We start from the raw sequence: 19,940 nt of genomic DNA, 5'->3' as shown, positions 1-19,940 counted from the left end.
AACGACAATGCTAAAACGATTTCTCAATTATAACAAACAACCAATAAAGATGAAGAAAAACATATGGATGCCGGCTTGCCTGAGTCTGGCAATGTTCCTGGCAGCGTGCGGGGGCGGTGAAAAAAAAGCGGAAGAAAAAAAGGCGGAGGAATCCACTGCGCCGGCTGCAGACAACTCCATGGTACAGGATGTTGCCGGTAAAGGGAAAGAACTGATGGCTGCGCAGGATTGCGCCACCTGCCACAAGGAAACCGAAAAAGTGATCGGGCCTTCTTTCAAGGAAGTTGCGGCAAAATATCCGGCTACGGACGAAAACATCGCCACCCTGGCCGACAAAATCATCAAAGGCGGTTCCGGTAACTGGGGCGAAGTGCCCATGGCGCCGCACTCTGCGATTTCCCAGGACGATGCGAAAGAAATGGTGAAATACATCCTTTCGGTTAAATAGTTTTTAAAATCCGATTATGAAAAAAATACTATCCTCCGCGCTGCTGGCGGCCCTGTTGATGGGCTCCGTGGCCACATATGCCCAAAGCGGTCCTGCGTTGAGCAAAAAAGAGAAAAAAGCGGGATGGAAACTGCTGTTCGACGGCACTTCCACTGCGGGCTGGCGCGGTTATCTGAAGAAAGAAGCACCCGGCGCCTGGAAGGTGCAGGACGGTGCGCTTTTCCTCGATACCGACGCTAAAAAAGCCGGCGCTTCCGGCGGCGATCTCATTACAGACGGTGAGTACGAAAACTACGAACTGCAGCTGGAATGGAAAATCTCCGAAGGCGGTAACAGCGGCATTATCTTCGGCGTGCATGAAGACCCGAAGTTCAAAGCCACCTACGCCACCGGCCCGGAAATGCAGGTGCTCGACGATGCCAAACATGCCGACGGTAAAATCCACAAGCATAATTCCGGCGACCTGTACGACCTGATCGCTTCACCCGCCCGCTATGCCAAACCGGTAGGAGAGTGGAACACCGCCAAAATCATCAAAAAAGACGGTAAGCTCACCCTCATCTTCAACGGCCACAAAACCGCTGAAACGACCATGGCCAGCGCAGAGTGGAAAGAACTGGTAGGCAAGAGCAAATTCAAAACCTGGGAAGGTTTCGGCGCTTTCGCCAAAGGTCACATCGCTTTGCAGGACCATGGCGATAAAGTATGGTACCGCAACATCAAGATCCGAGAACTGTAATCTATGGTAAAGTATAAATACCTGCTGCTGGTGGCAGGCCTGTTCATCGTTGCCGCCGGCTCCGCCTTCAAAAAAGCGAAGCCCCGCATCCTGGTGTTTTCCAAAACCGCCGGCTTCCGCCACGATTGTATCCCCGATGCCAAACTCGCGATGCTCAAACTGGGCGCGGAAAACGGCTTCGACGTGGACACAACGGAAGACGCCGCCGTGTTCACCGCAAAAAAACTGCAGCAATACAAAGCCGTGATGTTCCTGAACACCACCGGCAATGTGCTGGACGATGCGCAGCAGGCCGCCATGGAATCGTATATCCGTAAGGGTGGTGGTTACGTGGGCGTGCATGCGGCCACCGATACGGAATACGACTGGCCCTGGTACAACCAGCTGGTAGGCGCTTATTTCCTCAGTCATCCCAATCAGCAAACGGCCACCCTCCGGGTCATCGATCGCAGCCATCCTGCCACGAAGCACCTGGATACGACCTGGATCCGCAGGGATGAATGGTACAATTTCAAAAGCATCGTGCCCGGCCTGAAGGTGCTGATCAAAATCGACGAACAGTCGTACAAAGGCGGCAAAAACGGCGACGATCACCCGATGAGCTGGTACCGCGAATTTGACGGCGGGCGCACTTTCTATACGGAACTGGGCCATACCAAAGAATCGTACAGGGAAGAAGCTTTTCTGAAGCATGTGCTGGGAGGAATTGAATACGCAATCCGTAAAAAGAAATGATCAGAAACCGTAATACGGCATTTTTCGTAGAGACGCATTGTACATGCGTCTCTACGTGCTTTAATAACAGCCACGTTTACATTACAATCACCCTTTCATGATGAAACAATTATCATTCCTGCTCCTGGGCGCCGCCATCGTTTTCGGCATGGCCTCGTGCAGCAAGTCTCGGCCCGGCAACCCTAAAGTGCTGGTGTTTACCAAAACCGCCGGCTTCCGCCATGCATCCATCCCTGCCGGCATCAAAGCGCTTCAGCAGCTGGGCAAAGACAACGGTTTTGAAGTGGATACCACCGAAAATGCGGAACGTTTTACGGAAGATTCACTGCAACAGTATGCCGCCGTTATTTTCCTGAACACTACCGGCGACGTGCTCGATAACCGCCAGGAAGCCGACTTTGAGCGGTATATCCAGGCGGGCGGCGGTTTCGTGGGTATCCATGCCGCTACCGATACGGAATACGACTGGCCCTGGTACGGCAAAATGGTGGGCGCCTATTTCAGCGATCACCCCGCCGGCACCGCCAAAGCCAAACTGACGGTAACGGATAAGAACCATCCTTCCACCGAAAAACTGCCGGATACCTGGGAGCATGTAGACGAATGGTACAACTTCAAAAAAGTGAACAGCGCCACTAAGGTGCTGATGAAAGTAGACGAAAAAACTTACCAGGGCGGCAAGATGGGAGATCACCCGATCAGCTGGTACCACGACTACGACGGCGGCCGCGCATTTTACACCGAACTGGGCCATACGACCGAATCTTATACCGAAGCGAATTTCCTCCAGCATGTGCTCGGCGGCATCCAGTACGCGATCGGCAAAAACCGTGTGCTCGATTACGCGAAGGCCACCTCGCAGCGTGTGCCGGAAGAAGACCGCTTTACGGTGCAGACGCTGACCAGCGGTGAATTTTTCGAGCCCACCGAAATGGCCATCCTGCCCAATCTCGATGTACTGGTAGCGCAGCGCCGTGGTGAGATCCTCCTGTATAACAACACCACCAAAGCATTGACACAGGTCGGTTTCCTGAACGTTTATCACAAAACGGAAGTGCCGAAAGTGAACGCGGAAGAAGGGCTCATGGGCCTCGCCGCCGATCCTGAATTTGCCAGGAACAATTTCATCTATCTTTTTTATTCCCCCGCCGATACTTCCGTGAACCGCCTCAGCCGTTTTGAATTCAAAGACAACAAGGTGGTGCCGGAAAGCGAAAAGATCATCCTGCAGTTTTATTCACAACGCGATATCTGCTGCCATACCGGTGGTTCCATCGCATTTGGCCCCGATGGCCTGCTGTACCTCTCTACCGGCGACAATACCACGCCGTTCGACGAGCCCGGCCAGCCTTACGTGAGCAAAGGATATGGCCCGGTAGACGACCGCCCCGGCCACCTGCAGTATGACGGCCGCAGAACCTCGTCCAACACCAACGACCTGCGCGGAAAGATCATCCGCATCCGCCTGAAAGCAGACGGTTCGTATGAAATCCCCGAAGGCAACCTCTTCAAGGCATCCGATAAAACCAAAGCCGAGATTTACGTGATGGGCACCCGTAACCCTTATCGTATTTCCATCGACCCGAAAACGAATTACCTCTATTGGGGTGAGGTAGGGCCCGATGCGGCGAACGACGATTCCACCCGCGGGCCGCGCGGCTACGATGAAGTGAACCAGGCGAAGAAGGCCGGCTACTACGGTTACCCGCTGTTCATCGGCGACAACAAACCCTACCGCGCGTATAACTATGAAACGGGCGAAGTAGGGCCTTATCACAACCCGGAGAAACCCGTCAATAATTCCCGCAACAATACCGGTTTAACGGAGCTGCCGCCTGCGCAGAAAGCATTCATCTGGTACCCTTATGGCAAATCGGAAGAATTCCCGCTGGTAGGCACCGGCGGCCGGAATGCCGAAGCCGGCCCGGTGTATTACAGCGATCTGTACCCGGCTGCCACGCGCTTCCCGGACTATTATAACGGCAAACTGTTCATCTACGACTGGATCAGGGGCTGGGTGATGGCCGTTACCATGGATAAAGACGGGAACTACCAGAAGATGGAACGCTTTATGCCTTCCGTTAAATTCAAGGCGCCGATAGACATGGAAATGGGCCCCGACGGGCGCCTGTACGTGCTGGAATACGGCAACGGCTGGTTCAGCAAGAACGCAGATGCAGGGCTGGTGCGCATCGATTTCAATGGCGGCAACCGTCCCCCGAAAACCGACCTGAAAGTAGACAAACTGACCGGCGGCCTTCCCTTCAAAGTGAAGCTGGAAGCAGTGGGCGCGAAAGACCCCGACGGCGATGCCGTAACATACCTGTGGAACTTCGGCAACGGCAGCACCAAAGAAACGAAAGAGCCTGTGGTGGAACAGACCTACACCGTAGCCGGTGAATATCCCGTGTTCGTGGACGTGATCGACAGCCACGGCGCCAGCGTGCGGAGTAAAATGATCAACCTTTACGCCGGGAACGAAACACCGGATGTGCAGATCAACGTAAGCGGGAACAAGATGTTCTATTTCCCCGGGAAGCAGGTGCAGTACAGTGTAACCGTGAAAGACAAGGAAGATACCGCCATCGATCAGTCGAACCTGTACATCAAAGCCATGTACATGGAAGGCCGCGATAAGGCCGGGCTGCCGCAGGGGCACCAGATCGTATCCGGCGCCATTGCAGGAAAGAACATCATCGAAACTTCCGATTGTAAAACCTGCCATAAAACGAATGAAAAGTCCATCGGCCCCAGCTTCATGGATGTTGCAGGCAAATACAAGGACGATCCGAAATCGCCCGATTACCTCGCAGACAAGATCATCAAAGGCGGCGGCGGCGTATGGGGCGAAACCGTGATGGCGGCGCATCCGTCTATCAGCAAGGGAGAAGCCAAACAGATCGTGGAGTATATTTTCTCGCTGGCCGGCAAATCGCAGCAGGAGCCTTCATTGCCGCAATCCGGCAGCGTTTCGCCCACGGTAGGCGGTGAGTTGAAAGACAACGGCGTGTTCTACATGATCGCCAGCTATACCGATAAAGGTGGCGCCGGTATCCGGCCCATCACCGGTACGGCCAACGTGGAGCTGCGCAACCCGAGGATGCAGGCGGAAAACTATAAAACCGCAGACGGTGCGGCCGTAGTGGAGATCAACGGGATGAAACTGCTGATACCGACGGCGAATGCGGTAGTTGGATATAAGGAGCTGGATTTTGCCGCTATCACCGGCATTGAGTTCACCTACTTCGTACAGGAGCCGCTGCAGCATGGTTATACCGTATCCGCGCACCTCGACAGGGCCGACGGTGAAAAACTCGGCGAAGTGAACATCGGCGCGGGCGCCAAAAAAGAAGCGCCCAATACGGCGGTGATCAGTTTCCCCGCGCGGACCGATAACAAACCGCACACGTTGTACCTGGTGTTCAAGGCAGACGCTGCCGAGAAAGCGCCGGTAGGCATCGATATCATCAAACTGCTGGCCAAGTAAAGCCGGCGGAGCATATCAAAAAAAAGGCCTGGTGCGTTTGCATCAGGCCTTTTTGATATCAGCGGATTTTCATCATTTTTTTACGCATCTTTTTGGCGCTTTTCTGGCCCGTATTCACGAAGTTCACCAATAGCACGATGACGATGATGAACAGCCCGAAAAACTCGCGGGTATCTTCTATCCAGGGTTTTTCCGCTTTCATGGTGCCGGCGATGTTTTCCGCCTGGTGCTCCGTCATCCAGCTGAGCACGCCGTCTTTGGCGAAAAACAGGTATACCGCGTAGGTCAGCGCGGCCAGGATGCCGAAAAGATACCAGCCTTTGTAATATTTACCCGCTACGGCCAGGGCGCAGAAAATGGCGCCGTAAAGGTAGATCGGCACCCATATGTACGGGTCCGGATCGTTAAACTGCAACGCCGCAAACAGCACAAACAGCACACAAAAAACAACATTGAAGATTTTCATGATAAATTGAGTGAAAATGAAACAGCTAAATTGTTTAAACTTACGGAAAATCTGCAATACAAAACGCCATTCGCCCAAGGGGAAAAATATTTTAAGAAAAAATGAGCCAGATGTTTGTGGTTGTTAAATTAATGTTATAATTTTAGAACATAAGATCAAACGGAATCGAACTAAACCTTTTGCATTATAAGAAACATCCACACTTTGACCGGTCAGCCATTAAAATATTAGCCTTTATAAATTCCACCTTGTTCAGCCTGAATTGCTGATCTGTACGCAAATCTGGAGGACCGGTCAATTTTATTCTTTTCTTGCAAAATCGTTTTTCCAAAGACAATGTTAAAATTTTGACACTTTGGTTTGAGCGCCGAACGATTTTTAATCCTTATATTGCATTGCAAAGGCCGGTACACGGTATCTTCAGTGAAAGAAACCGTTTCCGGGGCGCCATCCGGGCCTGGACGCAACAGGCGGATGGAGCTGACGAAACAAGAAAAATTGGGCTATGCCCCTGAAGAATATCCTGGTTACTAATCAGGTTTTAGAATGGCGGAAGGAGAGGCACTAGTTGCCTCTCTTTTATTTTACGGAAACACTCCTTCGTCCTCCCCGGCGAGACATGCTGAACCCGGCCGGGGCTTGAGACAGGGGGAAAAATTATTACTTTAGCCGAATGGGATACGCATACGATGAGCAACAAACAGGAGCACTGTTAGAGCAGATCATTTCTCGCCATACCACCGCAAAGCAGGCCCAATGGGTGGCCGACCGGCTCGCCGCCTGGCAGCAGCAACATGCCTTACAGCAATTCAATCTCGCATTTGCCGCCGCCCCGCGCTTCCTCGGCCGCGAACCGGTAGCAGTGGAAGAAGCGGAGGCTGCCGCATTGCCCCTTTCCCTGGAAGGGTACACCCTCGACCGCCTGTTCCGCATCTGGTGGCTGTTACAGATCCCGGCAGAGGATAAGGAACGGTATGTGGATATCATCGAAAACCTCTTCCATAGCGCCGAAATGAACGAGCTGGTAGCCCTGTACGGCGCCCTGCCCATGCTGGCCTGGCCCGAAGCCTGGAAGCTCCGCACCGCCGAAGGCATCCGCTCCAATATCGGCAGCGTACTGGAAGCCATCATGGAACGCAATCCGTATCCCGCGGCTTACCTCGACGAGGCTGCCTGGAACCAGCTGGTGCTCAAAGCCTTTTTTACTGAAAAACAGGTGCATCTCATCAGCGGCCTCGACCAGCGCGCCAACCCCGAACTGGCCCGGATACTGCTGGATTACAGCCATGAGCGCCGCGCCGCAGGCAGGGCCGTGCATCCCATGCTCTGGCGCCTCGTAGGGCCTTACATCAGCGAAGCCAGCTTCGAAGACATCGAACGCCTCTGGTTTTCAGAGTATAACGCCGAGCGCGAAGCCGCTGCCCTGGCATGTTATGCCTCCGGCTACGAGCCCGCGCGGCAGCTGCTCGATAAAAAACCGGAAATCAGGGCGGAAATCGAAGCGGGACAGCTGACCTGGGAAACCGTGGCACACCGGATAAATGACTAATTAATGCTATTCCGGGATGTGAATTTTATGATTAATTTAATGACAATTGTAATATAATTTAATATGTGTTGTAGTGCTCAGCTGACGGAAACGGATTTGGCGCCCCAATCAATGAACCCGGCCTACCTGGATGCGATCAAAGGCATGCGCTTTTTTGACCCGCATATCCATATGACTTCCCGTACCACCGACGATTACCAGGCGATGGCCGACGCCGGCGTAGTGGCGATTATAGAGCCCGCCTTCTGGCTGGGACAGCCCCGGACGGGCGTGGATACCTTCAAGGATTATTACAGCAGCCTCGTGGGCTGGGAACGCTTCCGCTCGTCCCAGTTCGGCATCAAACATTACTGCACCATCGGGCTCAATTCCAAGGAAGCCAATAACGAAAAGCTCAGCGAGCAGGTGATGGAAATACTGCCCCTGTTCATTTACAAGGAAGGTGTGGTGGGCATCGGCGAGATCGGTTTCGACGATCAGACCGCCCTCGAAGAAAAATATTACCGCGCACAGCTGCAGCTGGCCAGGGAAGCCGGTTTGCCCGTGCAGATACATACGCCGCACCGCGATAAAAAGCAGGGCACCCAGCGCAGCATGGACATTGCACTGGAAATGGGCCTCGACCCGCATATGGTGATCGTAGACCATAACAACGAAGAAACCGTGAAGGAAGTGCTCGATAGGGGTTTCTGGGCGGCCTTCACCATTTACCCTTTTACGAAAATGGGAAATGAAAGGATGGTGGAAATCGTCAAACAATACGGTACGGAGCGCATCATGGTGAACTCCGCGGCTGACTGGGGCATCAGCGATCCGCTGGCCGTTCCCAAAACCGCGGCGCTCATGCTGGAAAGAGGCATCGACAGGGCCGCCGTGGAACTGGTGACCTACCGCAACGCCATCACCGCCTTCGCACAAAGCGGCCAGATCAGCGAAGCTGATTTCGACAGCGTGAAAGAAATCGATCAGAGTCTCAAATACAACGGCAGCACCATTTTACGGGGCGGCCAACAGCCAAGGCCCAACAAACAGTCGACCATTATCCGGTAGGAGTGGCATATCCCTTGTTACCTTATCGAAAACCTTACTGAGAAACGTGAACTATATCTTATATAAACTGGGGGGGTATCTCCGCCTGATGAGGCCTGCCAACATTGTTACCGCTATCACGGATATCATGGCCGGCATTGCCATTGCCGGTTTTCTGAGCACGGGCCTGCACGATGTACAGGCGGTGCTGCAGGTGATTTGCCTGGCCATTGCCGCCATGGGCCTTTACGGCGGGGGCGTGGTGTTCAACGACGTGTTCGATGCCGACCTCGACCGCATTGAACGCCCTGAAAGGCCGATCCCCAGCGGCGCAGTGTCGCGCATACAGGCCGCCGTGCTGGGCATTTACCTGCTGCTGCTGGGCATACTGGCCGCATTCAGCGTGGGAGAGTGGCCGGGCGCCATTGCCGTCGCCATCGCCGTTACCGCCCTCGTTTACGACAAATGGGGCAAACACAATACCCTGCTGGGGCCCATTAACATGGGGCTGTGCAGGGGGCTGAACCTGCTCATGGGCATCAGCATCATCCCGCAAGCGATACCCCAATACGGCTGGCTCGCTTTCGTGCCCATCCTTTACATCGCCGCCATCACCATGATCAGTCGCGATGAAGTGCACGGCGGTAAAAAACGCACCCTCTGGATAGCCGCCGCCGGGTATGGCGTGGTTTGCCTGATCATCCTGGTGGAAGCCGCCATGCATCACAAACTGCCGCATGTCATCCCCTACATCCTCGTGTTTCTCTGGCTCATCATGCGCCCGCTGTTAAAGGCCATCCGCGAGCCCATCGGCCCCAATATCGGCAAGGCGGTAAAGGGCGGCATCATCGGCCTGATCGCCATGAACGCCGCATGGGTAGCCGCATTCGCCATCTTCCCCTATCCGCTGATCGTACTGGCCCTGTTACCCCTTTCTTTCCTGCTGGCCAGGGCCTTCGCCGTTACCTGAGCCACCCGCGCAGACCGTCAGAAAAAAGGGTGTTTTAATTACCCTTTTTCGTACTTTTAAACGTTTTTTAAAATTCAACGGACCTGCGTAGGGCGCATAGCTATGTCATACATTCAGCAATCATTCAATATTCAGTTTGAATACAGGGTTTTTTTCACCGAAAAATTATTCGATCCCGCCAATACAATTTTCGCCGACTTTCTGAACGCCCGTGCAACGGAAGGGACCCGCAAAAAGTTATTGTTTATCGTGGACGATGGTGTCACCAAACACCACGACTACCTGCAAAGCCAGATCACGGCGTATTGCAGCGGGCTCGACAATTATGAGCTGGTGCAGGACATCATTGTGGTGCCCGGCGGCGAAGCGGCGAAGAACGATCTGCAATTGTTTTACTGGCTCGTGAACGCGGTAGACCAGCATGGCATCGACCGGCATTCGTTCATCGTCTGCATCGGCGGCGGCTCCGTGCTCGACCTCGTTGGTTATGTGGCCGCAGTCAGTCACCGCGGCGTGAAACACATCCGCATACCCACCACCGTACTGTCGCAGAACGATTCCGGCGTGGGCGTGAAAAACGGCATCAACTACCACGGCAAAAAGAATTTCCTCGGCACTTTCGCACCGCCGGCCGCAGTGTTCAACGATGCGCATTTCCTGCATACGCTGGACGAGCGCGACTGGCGCTCCGGCATGATCGAAGCGGTGAAAGTGGCGCTGATAAAAGACGCGGCTTTTTTCGAGTGGATGGAAACTTACGCCCATCTGCTGGCCGAAGCCGATCCGCAGAGCCTGCAATATCTCATTTACCGCTGCGCCGAATTGCACATGGCGCACATCGGCGGGGCCGGCGATCCGTTTGAAAGCGGCTCTTCGAGGCCCCTTGATTTCGGCCACTGGAGTGCGCACAAGCTGGAGCAGCTGACCGACTTCGAACTGCGGCACGGTGAGGCCGTGTCGATCGGCATCGCGCTCGACAGCGTGTATTCCTGGCTGTTGGGCATGCTCGACGAAAAATCCCTGCACCGCATCATTCACCTGCTGAAAGCGCTGCGGCTGCCGCTGTACCATCCCCTCCTCGAAATAGAAGACGGCGAATCGGCCATCGTGGCCGGCATGGAAGAGTTCCGCGAGCATCTCGGCGGCAGGCTCACCATCTCGCTGCTGCGGGCCATCGGTAAAGGGGAAGAAGTGCATACCATGGACCTGGAGCTGCTGCGCAAAGCGGTAAACATGCTCCGCGAAAAATGGTAATACCCATCTCTTGATCTGAATAACTATATGCCATGTACACTCCATTCGGGCACCTTTCGTATTGTTCCAACATTCACGCAGGTGAAAACTGGGGAGAACACTTTTCTCAATTAAAAAAATACATCCCTGCCGTCAAAGCGCAGGTGCAGCCGGACGCGCCTTTCGGCATCGGCCTGCGCCTCAGCAACCTGGCCAGCCTCGAACTGTCGAAAGAGCCGGCGCTGGAAGAATTCAGGGACTGGCTGACAACGAACGACTGTTACGTGTTTACCATGAACGGTTTTCCGTACGGCGGTTTTCACGGCGAGCGCGTAAAAGACCAGGTGCATACGCCCGACTGGGCCACGGCCGAACGGGTGGCGTACACCATCCGCCTCTTCCGCATCCTGGCGGCTTTGCTGCCGGCGGGCATGGAAGGCGGCATCTCCACCTCCCCGCTGTCGTATAAACTGTGGCACCGCTGCGTGGAGGAACACAATGCCGTGATGGAAAGCGCCACGCTGAACATGCTGCTCGTAGTGGAACAGCTGATCAGCATACACCGCAACGGCGGGCCGCTCCTCCACCTCGATGTGGAGCCGGAGCCGGACGGCGTGCTCGAAAATTCCAAAGAATATATCGACTGGTATTTCCAGCACCTGCTGCCAGCAGGCGTGATGATGTTCGGTGAGAAATTCGGGATGAGCGAAGAAGAGGCCATCGCCGCCATCAAACAGCATGTGCAGCTGTGCTACGATGTATGCCATTTTGCGGTGAGTTATGAAGACCCACTGGTGGTGCTCGAGCGCCTGCATTATTTCGGCCTCCGCATCGGCAAGGTACAGATCAGCGCCGCCCTCAAAGCCTTGCTGCCGAAAGACGGCGGCCGGCAGCAAATCGTGGACGCGTTTAAGGATTTCAACGAATCCACCTACCTGCACCAGGTGATCGCCCGCAGGAGCGACGATAAAAAAATACATTACCCCGATCTGCCGGAAGCGCTGGCGGATGCGGAAAATATGGACGTGGAAGAATGGCGCGCGCATTTTCACGTACCGGTGTTCGTAAAGGATTTCGGTGTACTGAGTTCCACCCGCGACGATATCAGCCGCGTGCTGGCGCGGCAGGCCGCCAAACCGTTCACCCGGCACCTCGAGGTGGAAACTTACACCTGGGACGTATTGCCCCAGGGCCTGAAGCAGGAAATGGGCGCTTCCATTGCCCGGGAAATGAAATGGGTGCTGCAACAGTTGGAATTATCCTGAGAGCGGGGTAGCTTTGAAGCGGATTAGAAACGGAGAACGATATCTATGAGAAAAACTGTGGTATTAGACGTTGTAGGCCTCTCTGCAACGCTGGTTGGCGAACATACACCATTCCTGGCGGCATTTGCAAAAAAGCACCATCAGTCCACCATTGCACCGATGCTGCCGGCAGTGACCACCGCCGTGCAATCTACCTACCTCACCGGGCAATGGCCCAGCGAGCACGGGATTGTGGGGAATGGCTGGTACGACAGAACGGATGCCGAGATCAAATTCTGGAAACAATCCAATCACCTCGTGCAGGGCGACAAAGTGTGGGAGCAAGCCCGGCGCCTGCACCCCGGTTTCACCTGTTCGAAAATGTTCTGGTGGTACAACATGTACTCCAGCGCCGACTTCTCCGTAACGCCGCGCCCGCAGTATTTATCCGACGGCCGCAAAATGCCCGACTGTTATTCGCATCCCGCATCGCTGCGCGATGAGTTGCAGCAAGCGCTCGGGCAGTTCCCGCTTTTCCAGTTCTGGGGCCCCGGCGCCAACATCGTTTCTTCCCAGTGGATCGCCGATGCGTCCATCCTTACAGACAAATGGCATAACCCGAACCTGACGCTGATCTACCTGCCGCACCTCGATTATTGCCTGCAGAAATACGGACACGATTACACGAAAATAGCGCCCGAGCTGCAGGCGGTCGACAAGCTCTGCCGGCAGATCGTAGAGCATTATGAAAAGCAGGGTTGCGAAATCATCATATTATCCGAATATGGCATCACCAACGTGAGCCGTCCCATCCACCTCAACCGCCTGCTGCGCGAAAAAGGGCTGCTGTCCGTGCGCGTGGAGCGCGGCCTCGAGCTGCTCGATGCGGGCGCTTCCAGGGCTTTCGTGGTGGCGGATCACCAGTTCGCTCATGTATATATCAACGACCGCTCGTGCTACCGGCAGGTGCGCGAACTGATGGAACAGGTGCCCGGCGTGGAACTGGTGCTCGACCGCGACGGCAAGCGCACGCATCACCTGCACCACGAGCGCAGCGGCGACCTCGTGCTGGTAGCGGACGCCGAAAGCTGGTTCACGTATTATTACTGGCTCGACGATGCCAAAGCGCCCGACTTCGCGCGCATCGTAGACATTCACCGCAAGCCCGGTTACGACCCCGTGGAGATGTTTCTCAACCCCGCCGACCCGCTGGTGAAACTGAAAGTGATCGGGAAGGTGCTCAAAAAGAAACTGGGCTTCCGTTACCTGATGGATGTGATCCCGCTGGACGCCACCCTCATCCGGGGATCTCACGGCCGCATCGCGGAGAACGCCAAAGACCATCCCGTGCTCATCACCACGCAACCCGTGAAAAGCAACGTGGTGGCTACCGATGTGCATAACATCATCCTCGATCACCTGGCATTGTAACAGCGCCGTTCCGCTCATCATTATTTACACCGATAATCGCATTGGTTTCCTATTTTTATTTGCAACCGGTTGTATCCAACAGGGGCAGGGGTTGAACGCCCTTCCACGTAAACTGAAAACAATTTCAACATGAAACGCAGAGATTTCCTGAAAACCGGTACCATAGCCGGTGTAGGGGCAGGTTTAACCATTCTCAACTTTCCCGTGTTCGGGAAACATGCCCCCAGTAATAAAATCGTCATCGGTATGATGGGCGTAAACTCCCGCGGCAGCTGGCTGGCGCAGGTGGCCTCCAAACTCCCGGATGTGGAAGTGGGTTTTATCTGCGACGTGGAAGACGGCGCCATCCAGAAAGGCCTGAAAGCCGTGAGCGCACAGGCCCGCAAGCCGGAGGTGATCAAAGACGTCCGCAAAATGCTGGAGCGGAAAGACCTCGATGCGGTGATGATCGCCGCACCTGACCACTGGCATGCGCCGGCCGCCATCATGGCCTGCACCGCCGGTAAGGATGTGTACGTGGAGAAACCCCTCAGCCACAATCCCCAGGAAGGCGAATGGCTCGTTGCCGCCGCGCGTAAACACGGCCGCAAGGTGCAGATGGGCAACCAGCGCCGCTCCTGGCCGAACATGATACAGGCGGTGAAGGATGTGCGGGAAGACGGAATGATCGGCCGGGTGTACTATGCCCGCGGCTGGTATGTGAACGACCGCAAATCCATCGGCACAGGTAAAAAAATAGCGGTGCCTTCCACGCTCAACTGGGACCTCTGGCAGGGCCCCGCGCCCAGGAGCACGTTCCTAGATAACATTGTGCACTACGACTGGCACTGGCGCTGGGAGTGGGGCACCGGCGAGGCCTGCAACAACGGCACACATGAGGTGGACTGTATGCGCTGGCTGATGGGCGTGGACTATCCCGTGAAGGTGACATCTACCGGCGGCCGTTTCGCCCACAGCGGCGACGACTGGGTAACGCCCGATACGCAGGCGATCACTTTCGAATTTGAAGGCAACCGCGCCATCGTATGGGAAGGCCGTAGCTGCCATCCCTACAAACTGGAAGGCAGCGGCCGCGGTTTTACGGTATTCGGTGAAAAAGGGGCGCTTTACTGCGATGGGAACGACAGTTACCGCATCGTGGACAACAAGGGCGCGGTGATCAAGGAAGTGAAACAGAACAACAGGGAAAACCGGGACGCCACCAACGTGGTGAGCCCCGCCGGCGAGTTCCTCGACGCGGTGCATATCAGCAACTGGCTGGAGGCCATCCGCGGGAAGGCGAAGCTCAATTCGGATATCGAAGAAGGGCATAAAAGCGTGCTGCTCTGCCAGCTCGGGAATATTTCGCACCGGGCGGGCGCTATACTGCATACCGATCCGAAAAACGGGCACATCCTGCAAAATAAAGACGCCGCCAAATTCTGGGGGCGCACGTACGAGCGGGGATGGCAACCAAAATACTGATCGCAAAAAAGGCCGTATAAAAAACGCCAGGAGAATACAGGAAGGGATAACCGGTTCCTGCCAGGCGCTTGAATAAAGAAAGAGGCTGTATCAAAGTCCGATACAGCCTCTTTCGTTTTTATCGCAGCCGTTTCTTTTACCCCAGCTGTGCCTGTGTTTTTTTCGGTAATTTATTCCGTACCAGTGTGTACGACTCTTTCACCAGCGCTTCCAGCTCGCTTTTTTTCAGGGCGGAAGGTTTGCGGATGGCCACCCAGTGATGTTTCGCCATGTATGGCGCAGGAATGATCCCCTCGCGTTCCGTCAGCTCCTCGAAATTTTCTTCCGTGCATTTGAACGAAAAATGATGTGGCGGCTCCATGCCCACCACACAGAACATTTTGGCGCCCACGCAGAAACAGAGATCGGCTCCCCATTTCACGTCTTCCGTCACGGACGGCAGGCTGCTGCATATTTTCCGCAAAGCATCGATCATACGGCAAAGTTCGGCAAAAAAAAGACATCCCGAAGAGTCGGGATGTCGGTTGAAAAACAGTGAACAATGAAATAGTCGCTGACTATCTCAAAATCTTTATTTCAGCGTTTTGATTTTTATACTGCGGTAGCTCACGGCATCGCCGTGGTCTTGCAGCAAAATACGTCCTTTTTCGGCAAGACCGAAGTTCTCGAACTTTTCATATTTGCTGCGGGCCACCAGGGCCTTGAAAATATTGTCGCCTCTTACATAGCTCACTACAAGATGGCCGTTCAGCCAGTGTTCCACACGGTTGTTCGGGTACACCACCACGCGGCCGTGGTTCCATTCGCCCACCTTTTTATGGGAATTGCCGAATTTGTAAGCCGGGATCAGGTCGTACAGCGAACCGATTTTACGGTTGCCGGCCGCGCCCAGTTTGGCATCGGGATGCTTTTCGTCGTCGAGCACCTGGAATTCCAGGCCGATGGCGGAGCCCGTGTTGCCTTCTTTTTCCGTTACGAAATATTTCACACCGCTGTTGGCGCCTTCGGTGAGTTTGAAGTCAAACTCCAGGTCGAAAGCGGAAAACTCTTCGGTGGTCACGATGTCGCCGCCGTTGGTGGATTCTTTACCGTCGGAGGGCGCCACGTTGAGGGTGCCGTCTTTGATTTCCCAGCCTTTCGCGGGGAAGGCCGGTTTGTAAGCGCCGCGCCAGCCGTTGGTGGTGGCGCCGTCCCACAGGAGGCGTACCCCGTTCTGTTTTTCCTGCGCGGAGATATTGTTCGGGATGTTGTTCACCACGTAGATGCTGTCGTACGGAGCGTACTGGGAAGCAGCCGGATTTTCGATGATGCGGATGTTTCTCCAGTGGATCTTTTTGCCCACGTCTTCCTGTTTTTTACCGATGCCGTGTACCTGCAGGGCGATAAAGCCGGAGGGCAGTTCGGGATCGATGAGGTGCGCCGCCGGAACGCCGTTGATGAACGTGCGGATTTCGGGGCCGCGGCATTCGATCCGGTATTTGTTCCAGGCATTCGCTTTATAGGCGTTCTGCGCGGTGGGGTTCAGGTCGAGCGGATAGAGCCATCCGCGGCGCCCTTCTTCGTACACGCCACCGCTCCAGCGGCGGGGCGAAGGGTCTACCTCCATCTGGTAACCGAACACACGGCCGTTGTTGAAATCCGGCTTGCTCTGGCTGCGGAACTGGATGCCGGAGTTGAAATCCCGCTCCAGCTTATATTCTACCTCGAAAATAAAATCACCGTAGTTCTTTTCAGTGGCCAAAAAGGAATTCGGCTCGGCGATCACCGTGGTGCCGATAATTTCCCCGTTCTTCACTTCATAGGTGGCTTTACCGTTCAGCTGTTTCCAGCCTTTGAGGTCTTTACCGTTGAACAGGTTCTGCCATTTGCCGTTCTGCGCCTGCGAGGCTGTCATCAGGATTAATCCGCAGCCAAGAAGGAAATACTTTTTCATGGAACTTTGTTTGTATCAGAAAGCCGCTGTTTGCAATGCGGGCTCTTTTGCAATTTGCTGCTTCGTTTTTTTAGTTGACTCGTTAGTTGGCGCTCCCTGCCCGTAGTGGCGCCGCTCAAAGGCCCTCATTATCAGAATAAAAATGCCCTCGGCGGGAGCCAAGATAAATAAATCCTGTCAATATTTGCAAACGATTGCAAAAAAGTTATCTCACATGATTTCCGGTACCCAAGATAGCGAAATCTGCTTTTGGTAGTATGCTTTGGCAGAAATATCTTTATAAGATCAGTTGACCTTTTAAAATTTCTCCACTATGGCAAAGAAAAAAATAGTGTTCCTGACCGGCGATTACGCGGAAGATTATGAAACGATGGTGCCTTTCCAGATGCTGCAGATGATCGGGCACGATGTGCATGCCGTTTGCCCGGACAAGGCGGCCGGCGAAAAGATCATCACGGCCATTCATGATTTTGAGGGCGACCAGACTTACAGCGAGAAGCGGGGCCACCTTTTTGTGCTGAACGCCTCCTTTTCGGACGTTAACCCCGCGGAATACGACGCCCTGGTGATTGCCGGCGGCCGGGCCCCGGAATACCTGCGGCTGAACCGGAAGGTGATCGACCTGGTGAAGCACTTCGCGGGGGCAGGCAAGCCCATTGCGGCCATTTGCCACGGTATCCAGATACTGACGGCGGCCGACGTGGTCAGGGGCCGGAAACTCACCGCTTACCCCGCCGTGGAGCCCGAGGTGACCATGGCCGGGGGCACATATGAGTCTGTGAACGTATATGAGGCGGTAACCGACGGTAACCTGGTGACCGCGCCCGCATGGCCCGCCCACCCCCAGTGGATGGCCGCTTTCCTGCAGGTACTGGGCACTACGGTTACTTTGTGAATTCCTGACCAGAATCAGGAGAAATATATCGGACAGGTATTTCCGAATTATACCGCCTTTACTTACCTTTGCAGCCGAAATTGAAGGGGGAATCCTCTTTTATATAAATCATATATAATATATGTCTGGACAGCTTAAAGAAGTTCGTAACCGTATTAAATCCATCCAGTCTACCCAGCAGATCACCAAAGCCATGAAAATGGTAAGTGCTGCGAAGCTGCGCCGTGCACAGGATGCCATCGTTCAAATGCGCCCTTATGCCGAGAAACTGCAGGAAATGCTGCAGAACATCGTGAGCAATTCCGAAGGCGACATCGACATGGCGCTGGCTGCCAACCGCCAGGTAGAAAAGGTATTGATTGTGGCCATCACGTCAGACCGCGGATTGTGCGGGGCTTACAACACCAACGTGATTAAGCTGGCCAAACAGACCATCCGTGAAAAGTACGCCGCGCAGTTCGCGAAAGGCCACGTGGAAGTACTCCCCATCGGTAAAAAAGCATACGAACATTTCTCCAAAAACGGCTACAAGGTGAACGACCGCTTCTGGCAGCTGTTTACCCGCCTCACTTTCGAAAACGTGAAAGAAGCCGCCGCGGTGGCCCTGGATGGTTTCGTGAAAGGTGAGTACGACGCGGTAGACATCGTGTACAGCGAGTTCAAGAATGCCGCTACCCAGCGCTTTAAAGTGGAGCAGTTCCTGCCCATCGGCAAAGTAGAGCCGAAAGAAGGCGTTAAACAACAGAAAGCGGATTTCATTTTCGAGCCGGAAAAAGCAACCCTGATTGCCGAACTGATGCCGAAAATCCTGAATACACAGTTCTTCAAAGCCGTACTGGACGGTCATGCTTCCGAGCACGGCGCCCGTATGACGGCTATGGATAAAGCCACCGAAAACGCCGGCGAACTGCTGCGCAGCCTGAAGATCGAATACAACCGCGCCCGCCAGGCAGCCATCACTACCGAGCTGACCGAGATCGTGAGCGGCGCCGCAGCGCTGATGGGTTGATCTTATTCACAACTAATCAACAGCAGAATATTTATATTTCTAAAAGAATGTCAAAGGTCTTATTTTCGGCCTTTGACATTTTTGTTTTCGGCCGTGTGCCGTACAAATTGAAAGACCATGGAAATTTCTCAGCTCATACCGCATGTGGAAGCATTGATCTTCGCCGCAGACCGCCCGCTGCCGGCGGCCGACATCCTCGAGCTGCTCAATAATGCCCTGGCTTTCCTTGAAGACCGCGCCACCGCCGAACAGGTAGACGCCGCCATCGAGGCTATCCAGGAAAAATATAACTCGGAATTTTATGCCTTCAGCGTGCGCGAAAGCGGCGGCGGCTACCAGTTCCTGACCAAAAAAGATTATTACCAGACGGTGGCCCAGCTCAACGGTGAGAAGTTCCTCAAACGCCTCTCTACCGCAGCGCTGGAAACCCTTGCCATCATTGCCTATAAACAGCCCATTTCAAAAGGCGAGATCGAACATATCCGCGGCGTAAGCACCGATTATTCCATTACCAAACTGCTGGAAAAGGAACTGATCGTGATCTCCGGCCGCAGCGAGGAGCTGCCCGGCAAACCCTTGCTATATTCCACTTCCAAGGCATTCATGGATTATTTCGGCCTCAACTCCCCGGCGGATCTTCCCAAACTGAAAGAAGTATTCGAAGAGGATTTCGTGGCGCCCACCCAGCTGACACTCGAAGCCACCGAACCCGCGGAGGCCGTGGCCGAAGATGAAGATGGCTTCCTCGTGGTATCCGAAAACGGCGAACTGACCGAAACCACTACCATCGTGATGGACGATACACTGCCGGAAGAACCGACGGAAGAACACGAAGCGGAAGCGGGCGAAACTGCGGAGGAAACGGAGGAGGCAGCAACAGAGATAGCGGCTTCGGTGGAGGAAGAAGCGAAAGAACCGGGTGAAAAGAAAGGTGAGGAAGGGGATGATGAAGAGGAGGATGAGGATGAAGAGGATGATGAGGAAGATGAAGAAGAGGATGAAGACGAAGAAGAGGATGACGACGACGAGGATGAGAATGAGGATGAAGAAGAAGGCAATGAAGAAGAAGATGAAGAGGGGGAAGAAGGCGACGAAGATGGATCGGTTGAAGAAGGTGGGGAGCCGGAAAATACGATTGTCGAATTCAAGGAAGATGCATACGAAGAAGATGACGAAGAAAAAGCGGACGATGCGGATGCTGAAATTGAAGATGCCGACGACCGCCTGAGCGATGAAGAAGATGAGGAGGAAGGCGAAGAACCTAAAAGCTGATTTCCGATCGATATTTTATCCCTGCAAAATACTTGC

Annotated in this window: 17 protein-coding genes; 14 read left to right on the top strand and 3 right to left on the bottom strand. The window is 54.3% G+C overall.

All coding sequences use genetic code 11. The features are described from left to right. Positions 1 to 49 precede the first annotated feature (49 nt). The 4 genes from EGT74_RS05020 (at position 50) to EGT74_RS05005 (ending at position 5,409) form a co-directional block, all read left to right on the top strand. Positions 50 to 448, top strand: coding sequence for a c-type cytochrome (locus EGT74_RS05020; RefSeq protein ID WP_123845432.1), 399 nt, complete (start codon positions 50 to 52; stop codon positions 446 to 448). Between the two features lie 16 nt (positions 449 to 464). Beyond that, a complete protein-coding gene (locus EGT74_RS05015) occupies positions 465 to 1,187 on the top strand; it encodes a 3-keto-disaccharide hydrolase (RefSeq protein ID WP_123845431.1) in 723 nt (240 codons plus the stop codon). Positions 1,188 to 1,190: 3 nt separating this feature from the next. Next, on the top strand, positions 1,191 to 1,922 hold the full coding sequence (locus tag EGT74_RS05010) for a ThuA domain-containing protein (protein WP_123845430.1): 732 nt from the start codon (positions 1,191 to 1,193) through the stop codon (positions 1,920 to 1,922). Positions 1,923 to 2,019: 97 nt separating this feature from the next. Next, on the top strand, positions 2,020 to 5,409 hold the full coding sequence (locus EGT74_RS05005) for a ThuA domain-containing protein (protein WP_123845429.1): 3,390 nt from the start codon (positions 2,020 to 2,022) through the stop codon (positions 5,407 to 5,409). Positions 5,410 to 5,467: 58 nt separating this feature from the next. On the opposite strand, the gene EGT74_RS05000 is transcribed toward EGT74_RS05005, so the two are convergent. Further along, positions 5,468 to 5,875 carry a transmembrane 220 family protein gene (locus tag EGT74_RS05000; RefSeq protein ID WP_123845428.1) on the bottom strand — a complete coding sequence of 136 codons (408 nt, stop codon included), beginning with the start codon at positions 5,873 to 5,875 and terminating at the stop codon, positions 5,468 to 5,470. A 673-nt stretch (positions 5,876 to 6,548) separates the two neighbouring features. Here EGT74_RS05000 and EGT74_RS04995 point away from each other — a divergent pair. The 7 genes from EGT74_RS04995 to EGT74_RS04965 all read left to right on the top strand — a co-directional run bounded on the left by EGT74_RS04995 (position 6,549) and on the right by EGT74_RS04965 (position 14,795). Next, complete coding sequence (locus EGT74_RS04995) at positions 6,549 to 7,424, top strand: EboA domain-containing protein (RefSeq protein ID WP_123845427.1); 876 nt, start codon at positions 6,549 to 6,551, stop codon at positions 7,422 to 7,424. Between the two features lie 63 nt (positions 7,425 to 7,487). Continuing rightward, positions 7,488 to 8,474, top strand: a complete 987-nt coding sequence (locus EGT74_RS04990) for a TatD family hydrolase (RefSeq protein ID WP_123845426.1) — start codon at positions 7,488 to 7,490, stop codon at positions 8,472 to 8,474. A 46-nt stretch (positions 8,475 to 8,520) separates the two neighbouring features. Next, on the top strand, positions 8,521 to 9,423 hold the full coding sequence (eboC, locus tag EGT74_RS04985; RefSeq protein WP_246008122.1) for a UbiA-like protein EboC: 903 nt from the start codon (positions 8,521 to 8,523) through the stop codon (positions 9,421 to 9,423). Positions 9,424 to 9,525: 102 nt separating this feature from the next. Beyond that, on the top strand, positions 9,526 to 10,677 hold the full coding sequence (locus tag EGT74_RS04980) for a 3-dehydroquinate synthase (RefSeq protein ID WP_123845425.1): 1,152 nt from the start codon (positions 9,526 to 9,528) through the stop codon (positions 10,675 to 10,677). Between the two features lie 32 nt (positions 10,678 to 10,709). After that, the gene (gene eboE, locus EGT74_RS04975) at positions 10,710 to 11,921 is read left to right on the top strand and encodes a metabolite traffic protein EboE (protein ID WP_123845424.1); all 1,212 of its coding nucleotides are present in this window, start codon (positions 10,710 to 10,712) and stop codon (positions 11,919 to 11,921) included. Between the two features lie 45 nt (positions 11,922 to 11,966). Further along, complete coding sequence (locus EGT74_RS04970; RefSeq protein WP_123845423.1) at positions 11,967 to 13,331, top strand: alkaline phosphatase family protein; 1,365 nt, start codon at positions 11,967 to 11,969, stop codon at positions 13,329 to 13,331. A gap of 129 nt (positions 13,332 to 13,460) precedes the next feature. Then, complete coding sequence (locus tag EGT74_RS04965) at positions 13,461 to 14,795, top strand: Gfo/Idh/MocA family protein (RefSeq protein ID WP_123845422.1); 1,335 nt, start codon at positions 13,461 to 13,463, stop codon at positions 14,793 to 14,795. A 136-nt stretch (positions 14,796 to 14,931) separates the two neighbouring features. Here EGT74_RS04965 and EGT74_RS04960 read toward each other — a convergent pair whose 3' ends face one another. Beyond that, on the bottom strand, positions 14,932 to 15,270 hold the full coding sequence (locus tag EGT74_RS04960; protein ID WP_123845421.1) for an MmcQ/YjbR family DNA-binding protein: 339 nt from the start codon (positions 15,268 to 15,270) through the stop codon (positions 14,932 to 14,934). A 96-nt stretch (positions 15,271 to 15,366) separates the two neighbouring features. Beyond that, positions 15,367 to 16,728: a 3-keto-disaccharide hydrolase gene (locus tag EGT74_RS04955; protein WP_123845420.1), complete on the bottom strand. Its 1,362-nt coding sequence runs from the start codon at positions 16,726 to 16,728 to the stop codon at positions 15,367 to 15,369. 313 nt (positions 16,729 to 17,041) lie between these two features. Between EGT74_RS04955 and EGT74_RS04950 the strand changes: the two genes are divergently transcribed. The 3 genes from EGT74_RS04950 (at position 17,042) to scpB (ending at position 19,904) form a co-directional block, all read left to right on the top strand. Next, a complete protein-coding gene (locus EGT74_RS04950) occupies positions 17,042 to 17,623 on the top strand; it encodes a DJ-1/PfpI family protein (protein WP_123845419.1) in 582 nt (193 codons plus the stop codon). Between the two features lie 121 nt (positions 17,624 to 17,744). Then, positions 17,745 to 18,632 carry an ATP synthase F1 subunit gamma gene (gene atpG / locus EGT74_RS04945; protein WP_123845418.1) on the top strand — a complete coding sequence of 296 codons (888 nt, stop codon included), beginning with the start codon at positions 17,745 to 17,747 and terminating at the stop codon, positions 18,630 to 18,632. 117 nt (positions 18,633 to 18,749) lie between these two features. Beyond that, complete coding sequence (gene scpB / locus EGT74_RS04940) at positions 18,750 to 19,904, top strand: SMC-Scp complex subunit ScpB (protein ID WP_123845417.1); 1,155 nt, start codon at positions 18,750 to 18,752, stop codon at positions 19,902 to 19,904. Positions 19,905 to 19,940 lie beyond the last annotated feature (36 nt).

The organism is Chitinophaga lutea (genome assembly GCF_003813775.1).
Taxonomy (GTDB): domain Bacteria; phylum Bacteroidota; class Bacteroidia; order Chitinophagales; family Chitinophagaceae; genus Chitinophaga; species Chitinophaga lutea.
Note: the sequence above shows the minus strand (reverse complement) of the source record. Positions and strands in the feature narration are given on the sequence as shown.

Excerpts from the sequence above, each read along its gene's own strand:
- EGT74_RS04990 (WP_123845426.1), top strand. The coding sequence starts at position 7,488 with ATGTGTTGTAGTGCTCAGCTGACGGAAACGGATTTGGCGCCCCAATCA.
- EGT74_RS04955 (WP_123845420.1), bottom strand. The coding sequence starts at position 16,728 with ATGAAAAAGTATTTCCTTCTTGGCTGCGGATTAATCCTGATGACAGCC.
- EGT74_RS04970 (WP_123845423.1), top strand. The coding sequence starts at position 11,967 with ATGAGAAAAACTGTGGTATTAGACGTTGTAGGCCTCTCTGCAACGCTG.
- scpB (WP_123845417.1), top strand. The coding sequence starts at position 18,750 with ATGGAAATTTCTCAGCTCATACCGCATGTGGAAGCATTGATCTTCGCC.
- EGT74_RS04960 (WP_123845421.1), bottom strand. The coding sequence starts at position 15,270 with ATGATCGATGCTTTGCGGAAAATATGCAGCAGCCTGCCGTCCGTGACG.
- eboE (WP_123845424.1), top strand. The coding sequence starts at position 10,710 with ATGTACACTCCATTCGGGCACCTTTCGTATTGTTCCAACATTCACGCA.
- atpG (WP_123845418.1), top strand. The coding sequence starts at position 17,745 with ATGTCTGGACAGCTTAAAGAAGTTCGTAACCGTATTAAATCCATCCAG.
- EGT74_RS04980 (WP_123845425.1), top strand. The coding sequence starts at position 9,526 with ATGTCATACATTCAGCAATCATTCAATATTCAGTTTGAATACAGGGTT.
- EGT74_RS05000 (WP_123845428.1), bottom strand. The coding sequence starts at position 5,875 with ATGAAAATCTTCAATGTTGTTTTTTGTGTGCTGTTTGTGCTGTTTGCG.
- EGT74_RS04965 (WP_123845422.1), top strand. The coding sequence starts at position 13,461 with ATGAAACGCAGAGATTTCCTGAAAACCGGTACCATAGCCGGTGTAGGG.
- EGT74_RS05010 (WP_123845430.1), top strand. The coding sequence starts at position 1,191 with ATGGTAAAGTATAAATACCTGCTGCTGGTGGCAGGCCTGTTCATCGTT.
- EGT74_RS05015 (WP_123845431.1), top strand. The coding sequence starts at position 465 with ATGAAAAAAATACTATCCTCCGCGCTGCTGGCGGCCCTGTTGATGGGC.
- EGT74_RS05020 (WP_123845432.1), top strand. The coding sequence starts at position 50 with ATGAAGAAAAACATATGGATGCCGGCTTGCCTGAGTCTGGCAATGTTC.
- EGT74_RS04950 (WP_123845419.1), top strand. The coding sequence starts at position 17,042 with ATGGCAAAGAAAAAAATAGTGTTCCTGACCGGCGATTACGCGGAAGAT.
- EGT74_RS04995 (WP_123845427.1), top strand. The coding sequence starts at position 6,549 with ATGGGATACGCATACGATGAGCAACAAACAGGAGCACTGTTAGAGCAG.
- EGT74_RS05005 (WP_123845429.1), top strand. The coding sequence starts at position 2,020 with ATGATGAAACAATTATCATTCCTGCTCCTGGGCGCCGCCATCGTTTTC.